This is a genomic window from Chryseobacterium taiwanense (assembly GCF_000813825.1).
GTDB lineage: Bacteria > Bacteroidota > Bacteroidia > Flavobacteriales > Weeksellaceae > Chryseobacterium > Chryseobacterium taiwanense.
The window spans coordinates 1-465 of sequence record NZ_JWTA01000036.1; the positions used below are offsets into that span (position 1 = coordinate 1).

The window sequence follows — 465 nt, forward strand, 5'->3', positions numbered from 1 at the left end:
TGTAACGGTGCCAAACCATTTAGTTATTATTTCCTCCAAAAATTTTGATGTAAAAGTAAAAGCTGAAGGCCCACACTTTGTAAGTGGCGCAATATGATTCCTGTAGAGATAGTACAGGTAAAAGCAATACTGGGTGGAAATTTAGTGATACTCTGAATGAGGTTACTTTATCTACAACAGATCAGTTGCTGGTAAGTAATACAAGTTTAGGTACCAAACAGTCATTAAATATTGACGATTCTATTTCGGCAGAAAAAGCATCCAAGGTACTTCAGACGATAACATATACTGCAATAGCACTGTAAGTAACACAATACATTTATATGAGCCCTCAACACCAGAAAGTGTTGAGGGCTTTTTTACTTAAATCATATGAATAAGCTGTGTAGTTATTTTACTACAAGAACTTCCATTTTCCACTACAAAGAAACTTTTTTCGCCGCTGTAGATTTGTAATGTCAAAAG

Annotated in this window: 1 protein-coding gene; it reads left to right on the forward strand. The window is 34.8% G+C overall.

The genetic code is table 11. The annotated features are described in order from the left end of the window. Positions 1-83 precede the first annotated feature (83 nt). On the forward strand, positions 84-305 hold the full coding sequence (locus RM51_RS18875; RefSeq protein ID WP_228375836.1) for a hypothetical protein: 222 nt from the start codon (positions 84-86) through the stop codon (positions 303-305). Positions 306-465: the final 160 nt, after the last annotated feature.